Origin of the sequence: Paraburkholderia sp. EG286B (genome assembly GCF_040965655.1) — a bacterium.
Classification (GTDB): domain Bacteria; phylum Pseudomonadota; class Gammaproteobacteria; order Burkholderiales; family Burkholderiaceae; genus Paraburkholderia.
The window spans coordinates 1-258 of record NZ_JBFRCF010000223.1 but is presented as its reverse complement, the minus strand read 5'-3'; the positions used below and the strand labels follow the sequence as shown (position 1 = coordinate 258).

Below are 258 nucleotides of genomic sequence, written 5' to 3'. Positions count from 1 at the left end.
GACCCGGAGGTGTACATCACATAAGCGGCCGCCTCGGCGCTCAATGCAAGGCCTGGATCAGCACTGGATCCCGTTCCAGCCATCAGCGCTTCCACAGCCAGAACAGGAATCGTCACCTCAACCAGATCATCATGGTCCCTCTCGGCAAGCACCAAGCGCGCAGCACAGTCGGCAATCAACCATCCTTGCCGCGCAGGTGGAAGGGCGCGATCAATCGGTACATACACTGCCCCCGCCTTCAGGATCGCAAGCTGCGCC

General features: G+C 60.9%; 1 protein-coding gene. It reads right to left on the bottom strand.

The window, feature by feature from the left end:
- The coding region (locus tag AB4Y42_RS44525) for an AMP-binding protein (protein ID WP_368697933.1) at positions 1-258 on the bottom strand (258 nt) is incomplete at both ends.